6 protein-coding genes are annotated in these 6,549 nt (G+C 59.5%); 5 read left to right on the top strand and 1 reads right to left on the bottom strand.

The window, feature by feature from the left end; genetic code table 11:
• Positions 1 to 5 precede the first annotated feature (5 nt).
• The 5 genes from ACRESJ_RS31130 to ACRESJ_RS31150 all read left to right on the top strand — a co-directional run bounded on the left by ACRESJ_RS31130 (position 6) and on the right by ACRESJ_RS31150 (position 5,394).
• Positions 6 to 869 carry a carbohydrate ABC transporter permease gene (locus ACRESJ_RS31130; RefSeq protein WP_431761333.1) on the top strand — a complete coding sequence of 288 codons (864 nt, stop codon included), beginning with the start codon at positions 6 to 8 and terminating at the stop codon, positions 867 to 869.
• A complete protein-coding gene (locus tag ACRESJ_RS31135) occupies positions 862 to 1,707 on the top strand; it encodes a carbohydrate ABC transporter permease (RefSeq protein WP_431761329.1) in 846 nt (281 codons plus the stop codon). Before ACRESJ_RS31130 ends, ACRESJ_RS31135 begins: the two co-directional genes overlap by 8 nt.
• A 4-nt stretch (positions 1,708 to 1,711) precedes the next feature.
• Positions 1,712 to 2,872, top strand: coding sequence for an ABC transporter ATP-binding protein (locus ACRESJ_RS31140; RefSeq protein ID WP_431761330.1), 1,161 nt, complete (start codon positions 1,712 to 1,714; stop codon positions 2,870 to 2,872).
• 198 nt (positions 2,873 to 3,070) lie between these two features.
• Complete coding sequence (locus ACRESJ_RS31145) at positions 3,071 to 4,426, top strand: carbohydrate porin (protein WP_431761331.1); 1,356 nt, start codon at positions 3,071 to 3,073, stop codon at positions 4,424 to 4,426.
• A gap of 113 nt (positions 4,427 to 4,539) precedes the next feature.
• Complete coding sequence (locus ACRESJ_RS31150) at positions 4,540 to 5,394, top strand: D-hexose-6-phosphate mutarotase (RefSeq protein WP_431761332.1); 855 nt, start codon at positions 4,540 to 4,542, stop codon at positions 5,392 to 5,394.
• A 136-nt stretch (positions 5,395 to 5,530) separates the two neighbouring features.
• Here the strand turns inward: ACRESJ_RS31150 and ACRESJ_RS31155 are convergent, their stop codons facing one another.
• Complete coding sequence (locus ACRESJ_RS31155; protein ID WP_170948639.1) at positions 5,531 to 6,391, bottom strand: MurR/RpiR family transcriptional regulator; 861 nt, start codon at positions 6,389 to 6,391, stop codon at positions 5,531 to 5,533.
• Positions 6,392 to 6,549: the final 158 nt, after the last annotated feature.

Below are 6,549 nucleotides of genomic sequence, written 5' to 3' on the forward strand. Positions count from 1 at the left end.
ATGCGCTGCAACGCTGGCTACCCAAGTTGGTACTCGCGCCGAGCATGCTGATCGTGTTGGTTGGCTTCTACGGTTACATCATCTGGACGTTCATTCTGTCCTTCACCAACTCCAGCTTCATGCCGAGTTACAAGTGGGTCGGCCTGCAGCAATACATGCGCCTGATGGACAACGACCGCTGGTGGGTCGCGAGCAAGAACCTTGCTTTGTTCGGTGGCATGTTCATCGGTATCAGCCTGGTGCTCGGCGTGCTCCTCGCCGTGTTGCTGGACCAACGCATCCGCAAGGAAGGCTTCATCCGCACCATCTACCTGTACCCGATGGCGCTGTCGATGATCGTCACCGGTACGGCGTGGAAGTGGCTGCTCAACCCGGGCCTGGGCCTGGACAAGATGCTGCGTGACTGGGGCTGGGAAGGCTTCCGTCTCGACTGGCTGGTGGATCAGGATCGCGTGGTGTACTGCCTGGTGATCGCTGCCGTGTGGCAAGCCTCCGGGTTTGTGATGGCGATGTTCCTCGCCGGGTTGCGCGGTGTCGATCAATCGATCATTCGTGCCGCGCAAGTTGACGGCGCGAACCTGCCGACCATCTACCTGAAGATCGTGCTGCCAAGCCTGCGCCCGGTGTTCTTCAGCGCCTTCATGATCCTGGCGCACATCGCGATCAAGAGCTTCGACCTGGTGGCGGCGATGACTGCGGGCGGGCCGGGCTACTCGTCCGACTTGCCAGCGATGTTCATGTATTCCTTCACCTTCAGCCGTGGCCAGATGGGCATCGGTTCGGCCAGCGCCATGCTGATGCTCGGTGCCGTGCTGACCATCCTCGTGCCGTACCTGTACTCCGAGCTGCGAGGCAAACGCCATGACTAATCAACTGGGCAAACCCACCCTGAGTTTCAGCCGCATTGCCATCTACGCCACGTTGCTGCTGGCGGCGGCGGTGTACCTGATCCCGCTGGTGGTAATGCTGCTGACCAGCTTCAAGACACCTGAAGACATTCGCACCGGCAATCTGCTGAGCTGGCCAACCGTGGTCGACGGGATTGGCTGGATCAAGGCCTGGGACGTGGTCGGCGGCTACTTCTGGAACTCGGTGAAAATCACCGTGCCGGCGGTGCTGATCTCCACCTTCATCGGGGCCATGAACGGCTACGTGCTGTCGATGTGGCGCTTTCGTGGCTCGCAACTGTTCTTCGGTCTGCTGCTGTTTGGCTGCTTCCTGCCGTTCCAGACCGTGCTGTTGCCGGCTTCGTTCACCCTCGGCAAGTTCGGCCTGGCCAACACCACCACGGGCCTTGTGCTGGTGCACGTGGTCTACGGCCTGGCGTTTACCACGCTGTTCTTCCGCAACTACTACGTGAGCATTCCGGATGCGCTGGTCAAGGCCGCAAGGCTCGATGGCGCGGGCTTCTTCATGATTTTCTGGAAGATCCTACTGCCGATGTCGATTCCGATCGTGATGGTCTGCCTGATCTGGCAGTTCACCCAGATCTGGAATGACTTCCTGTTCGGCGTGGTCTTCGCCAGTGGCGATGCCCAGCCAATTACCGTGGCCCTGAACAACCTGGTCAATACCAGTACCGGGGCCAAGGAATACAACGTTGATATGGCCGCCGCGATGATCGCCGGGCTGCCGACACTGCTGGTCTACATATTCGCTGGCAAGTATTTCCTGCGTGGGCTGACGTCCGGCGCGGTCAAGGGGTAAAAGCATGGCAACTCTCGAATTACGCAACGTCAACAAGACCTACGGCGCCGGTTTGCCGGACACCCTCAAAGACATCGAACTGAAGATCGACGATGGGGAATTCCTGATCCTCGTTGGCCCATCGGGCTGCGGTAAATCGACCTTGATGAATTGCATCGCCGGCCTTGAAACCATCAGCGGCGGGGCAATCCTGGTGGACGACGCCGACATCAGCGGCATGAGCCCCAAGGATCGCGACATCGCCATGGTGTTCCAGTCCTACGCGCTGTACCCGACCATGAGCGTGCGCGACAACATCGCCTTCGGCTTGAAAATTCGCAAAATGCCGACGGCGGAAATCGACGAAGAAGTCGCGCGGGTTTCCAAGCTGTTGCAGATCGAGCACCTGCTCAATCGCAAGCCGGGCCAACTCTCTGGTGGTCAGCAACAGCGTGTGGCGATGGGGCGCGCCCTGGCACGGCGGCCGAAGATTTACCTGTTCGACGAACCGCTGTCCAACCTCGACGCCAAGCTGCGGGTCGAGATGCGCACTGAAATGAAACTGATGCACCAGCGCCTGAAAACCACCACGGTCTACGTGACCCACGACCAGATCGAAGCCATGACCCTGGGCGACAAAGTGGCGGTGATGAAGGACGGGATCATCCAGCAGTTCGGTACCCCGAAAGACATCTACAACAACCCGGCCAACCTGTTCGTGGCGAGCTTCATCGGTTCGCCACCGATGAACTTCATCCCGCTGCGCTTGCAGCGCAAGGAGGGTCGCCTGCTGGCGCTGCTCGACAGTGGCCAGGCGCGCTGCGAATTGCCGCTGGGTATGCAGGACGCCGGGCTTGAAGACCGCGAAGTGATCCTCGGCATGCGTCCGGAGCAGATCGTGCTGGCCAGCGGCGAGGCCAATGGCCTGCCGACCATCCGCGCCGAAGTCCAGGTCACCGAGCCGACCGGGCCGGACACGCTGGTGTTCGTCAATCTCAACGACACCAAAGTCTGCTGCCGTCTGGCACCGGACGTGGCGCCGCAGGTGGGCGAGACTCTGACCCTGCAATTCGATCCGTCGAAAGTGCTGCTGTTCGATGCCAAGACTGGGGAGCGCTTGGGGGCTGCCGGGTTGCCGCAAGTCGAGAGCCACGCTGCGAACGTCGCGCAATTCAAAGGCCGCTGAAGATCAAAAAAACTGTGGGAGCGAGCCTGCTCGCGATGGAGTGTCAGTCGACATCGATGCAGCTGAAACACCATCGCTAGCAGGCTAGCTCCCACAGGTTAGTCCCGGGGATACGTGGTGGATGGCCTGTCATCCGCCGCAACTGATGTAACCGCGTTAAAAAAGAAAAGTTAATAACAATAAAACGAGGATGTAGGGATGAAGAACAAGACCAGCGCTCAGCTTATCTGCCAGTTATCCGCGATTGCCGCGATTGCCGCGATGACGCTGGCCGGTAGTGTTCACGCGGCTGAAGCGTTTAGCGCCGATTCACAATGGATGACCGGTGATTGGGGTGGCGAACGGACCAAACTGATCGAGCAGGGCATCGACATCAAGATGGACTATGTCGGTGAAGTGGGTGGCAACCTGCACGGCGGTTTCAACGACGACAAGACGGCGCGCTATGCAGACCAGTTCGGCCTGGGCGCGGCGTTGGACCTGGAGAAATTGTTCGGCTGGGATAACACCCAGGCCAAGATCCAGCTCACCAACCGTAATGGCGAGAACATCTCCAACGACCGCATCGGCGACCCGCGTGCCGGCACCTTGAGTTCCTCCCAGGAAGTCTACGGCCGTGGTCACATGGTTCGTCTGACCCAGCTGTGGGTCAAGCACCAGTTCTTCGACAACAAGCTCGACGTCAAAGCCGGTTACTTCGGTGAAGGTGAAGACTTCAACACCTTCCCGTGCGAGTTCCAGAACCTGGCGTTCTGCGGTTCCCAAGTGGGTAACTGGGCCACCAACATCTGGTACAACTGGCCGATCAGCCAGGCGGCGATCCGCATCAAGTACAACATCTCCCCTGAGTGGTATGCGCAGATCGGCGCGTACAACCAGAACCCGACGCAACTTGAACACGGTAACGGCTTCAAGCTCAGCGGTAGCGGCACCGAGGGTACCGTGCTGCCGGTTGAACTGGTCTGGCTGCCTAACCCTGGCAACCTGCCGGGCGAATACCGTGTCGGTTATTACAAAAGCACGGCCAGTGCCGATGACGTCCTTGAGGATGACAACGGCGATAATGCGGCCACCAGCGGCAATGCCTATCGCAGCCACAGCAGCAAACACGGCTACTGGTTCGTGGCACAGCAACAACTCACCAGCCACAACGGTGATGCCACCCGTGGTCTGAACATCGCGGCCAACGCCACTTTCCACGACAAGGACACCAACATCGTCGACAACTACCAGTCGCTGATGTTCGTGTACAAGGGCCCGTTCGATGCGCGTCCAAAAGATGACGTCGGTATTGGTTTCGCCCGTATCCATGTCAACGATGACGTGAAGAAAAACGCCGAACTGACCAACGCCGCCAAAGGTGTCAGCAGCTACGAGGATCCGCTGTTCTCGCCATTGCGCGAGACTGAGTACAACTACGAGCTCAACTATGGCTTCCACGTGACCAACTGGCTGACCGTGCGCCCCAACCTGCAATACATCACTCATCCGGGCGGTGTGGATGAAGTGGATAACGCATTGGTCGCCGGTCTGAAAATTCAGTCGGTGTTCTGACGTTGTTGCGATAAGCTCCTCTCAATGTGCGCATTTTGCGGGCAGCCCAGGCTGTCCGCTTTTTTTTGGGAAGGCGCAGCCCCGCTGACAGACGTTTTTCAGGACCGTTGCACATGCTTGAGCATCCGCTACAACGCTTCTTCAAATCCTTGCGCGAACGTCCGGTGTTCGCGTGGGAGCGCTATCAGAAGCGCGATGTGCTGGTGATCGATCATCCGCTGTGTCAGGCGGTGTTCAGTCGTCAGGGCGCGCAGTTGCTGCACTTCCAGCCCAGGGGGCAGAGACCCTGGTTGTGGTGCGCGGCGAAGTGGCCGCAGGTCGGTGCCATTCGTGGCGGTGTGCCGGTGTGCTGGCCCTGGTACGGCCGTCATCCGAGCGAAAACGCCTGGCCGTCCCATGGTTGGGCGCGATTGCTCGACTGGAAACTGATCGACAGCAGTAGTGACGACGATGGCGTGCGCCTGCACTGGCAGCTGGAGTTGTGCGACTGGCAAGTGGACCTGCATGCGCACCTTGGCCAAAGCATGGAATTGCGCCTGAGCACCGAGCATCAGGACAGCCTGCCATGCCAATTGAGTCAGGCTCTGCACGCTTACTGGCGTATTGGCGATGTGGGTGAGGTAGCGCTGTCTGGGCTCGAAGGCGCGCAAGGTTACGACCATTTGAACCGGCAGATTTGCCAGCAGGAAGGCGATTTGCGTGTGGACGGTGGTTGTCAGCGGGTGTTCCAGCATGACGGTGAACTGCAGCTCAACGACCATGCGTGGGACCGGGCGCTGTGCATCGATACTGGCGATAGCGCTGACACCGTTGTCTGGCATCCGGGTTCGCGGCCGTTGCTGGGGGTGAGTTGGAATGAAATTTCAGAATTTGTTTGTGTAGAGGCGGCCAGCGGGGGCACCGACAGTTTGTGCCTTAAGCCTGGGGAGAGGGCGCATTTGAGTTTGCAGGCGCGGGTGGGGGGGTAGTTCAGAGTCTTGCGGTGCGCCGTCTGGCCTCATCGCTGGCAAGCCAGCTCCCACAGGTTTTGTGCTCGACGCGATCACGGTGGGAGCTGGCTTGCCAGCGATGGGGCCGGATCAAACGACACAAGATCAACCGGTGTCAGTTGAACTCATCACCCACCGGATACCGGCTGGCATTCAAGCTCTCCTTGATCTTGCGCAAATGCGGCTGGAAATCCACGCCCCGGCGCAAGGTCATGCCAGTTGCCAGTACGTCCAGCACGGTCAACTGAATGATCCGCGAGGTCATCGGCATGTAGATGTCGGTGTCTTCCGGCAGCGGAATGTTCAGGCTCAGGGTGCTGGCCTTGGCCAGTGGCGAGTTTTCCGCGGTCAGGCCGAGCACCGAAGCGCCGTTTTCCCGGGCGATGCGCGCAACTTCCACCAGTTCGCGAGTGCGACCGGTGTAGGAAATGATCACGAACAATTCGCCGGTATGTGCCACCGAAGCAATCATGCGCTGCATCAGCACATCAGCGTGGGCGGTCACGGCCAGGTTGAATCGGAAGAACTTGTGCTGCGCATCCAAAGCCACCGGCGCCGAGGCACCGAGGCCGAAGAAGTGGATTTGCCGGGCCTGGATCAACAGGTCGACGGCGCGGCTGATCAGGTTCGGGTCCAGTGCCTGGCAGGCGCTGTCCAGGGAGGCGATAGCGCTGCCGAAGATTTTCTGGGTGTAGGCTTCCGGATTGTCGTCAGCCTCCACCGCGCGGCTGACGTACGCCGCACCGCTGGCCAGGCTTTGCGCCAGTTGCAGTTTTAACTCCGGGTAGCCGCTGACGCCGAACGAGCGGCAGAAGCGATTGACCGTTGGCTCACTGACCGAAGCGGCCTGGGCGAGGGCGGCGATGCTGAAACGGGTGGCCTGCTGGGGATTGAGCAGGATTACCTCGGCGACTTTGCGCTCGGCCTTGTTCAGCTCTTCAAGGCGATTCTGGATCTGCTCCAGTAAATTTCGCACGCGGTCCATATAAGTATCCTTTTCACCTGCGCCGATAAGCGCGCGGCTAATGCAAAAAGGGCCTTTGGTGAGGCCCGTAACGGTGGCCTATCCTACTGATGGCTCCGACCGACCACCACTCGGAATCTGTATTTTGCGAAAATGTTGTGGTTATTACT

Source organism: Pseudomonas sp. (assembly GCF_050739655.1).
Lineage (GTDB): Bacteria > Pseudomonadota > Gammaproteobacteria > Pseudomonadales > Pseudomonadaceae > Aquipseudomonas.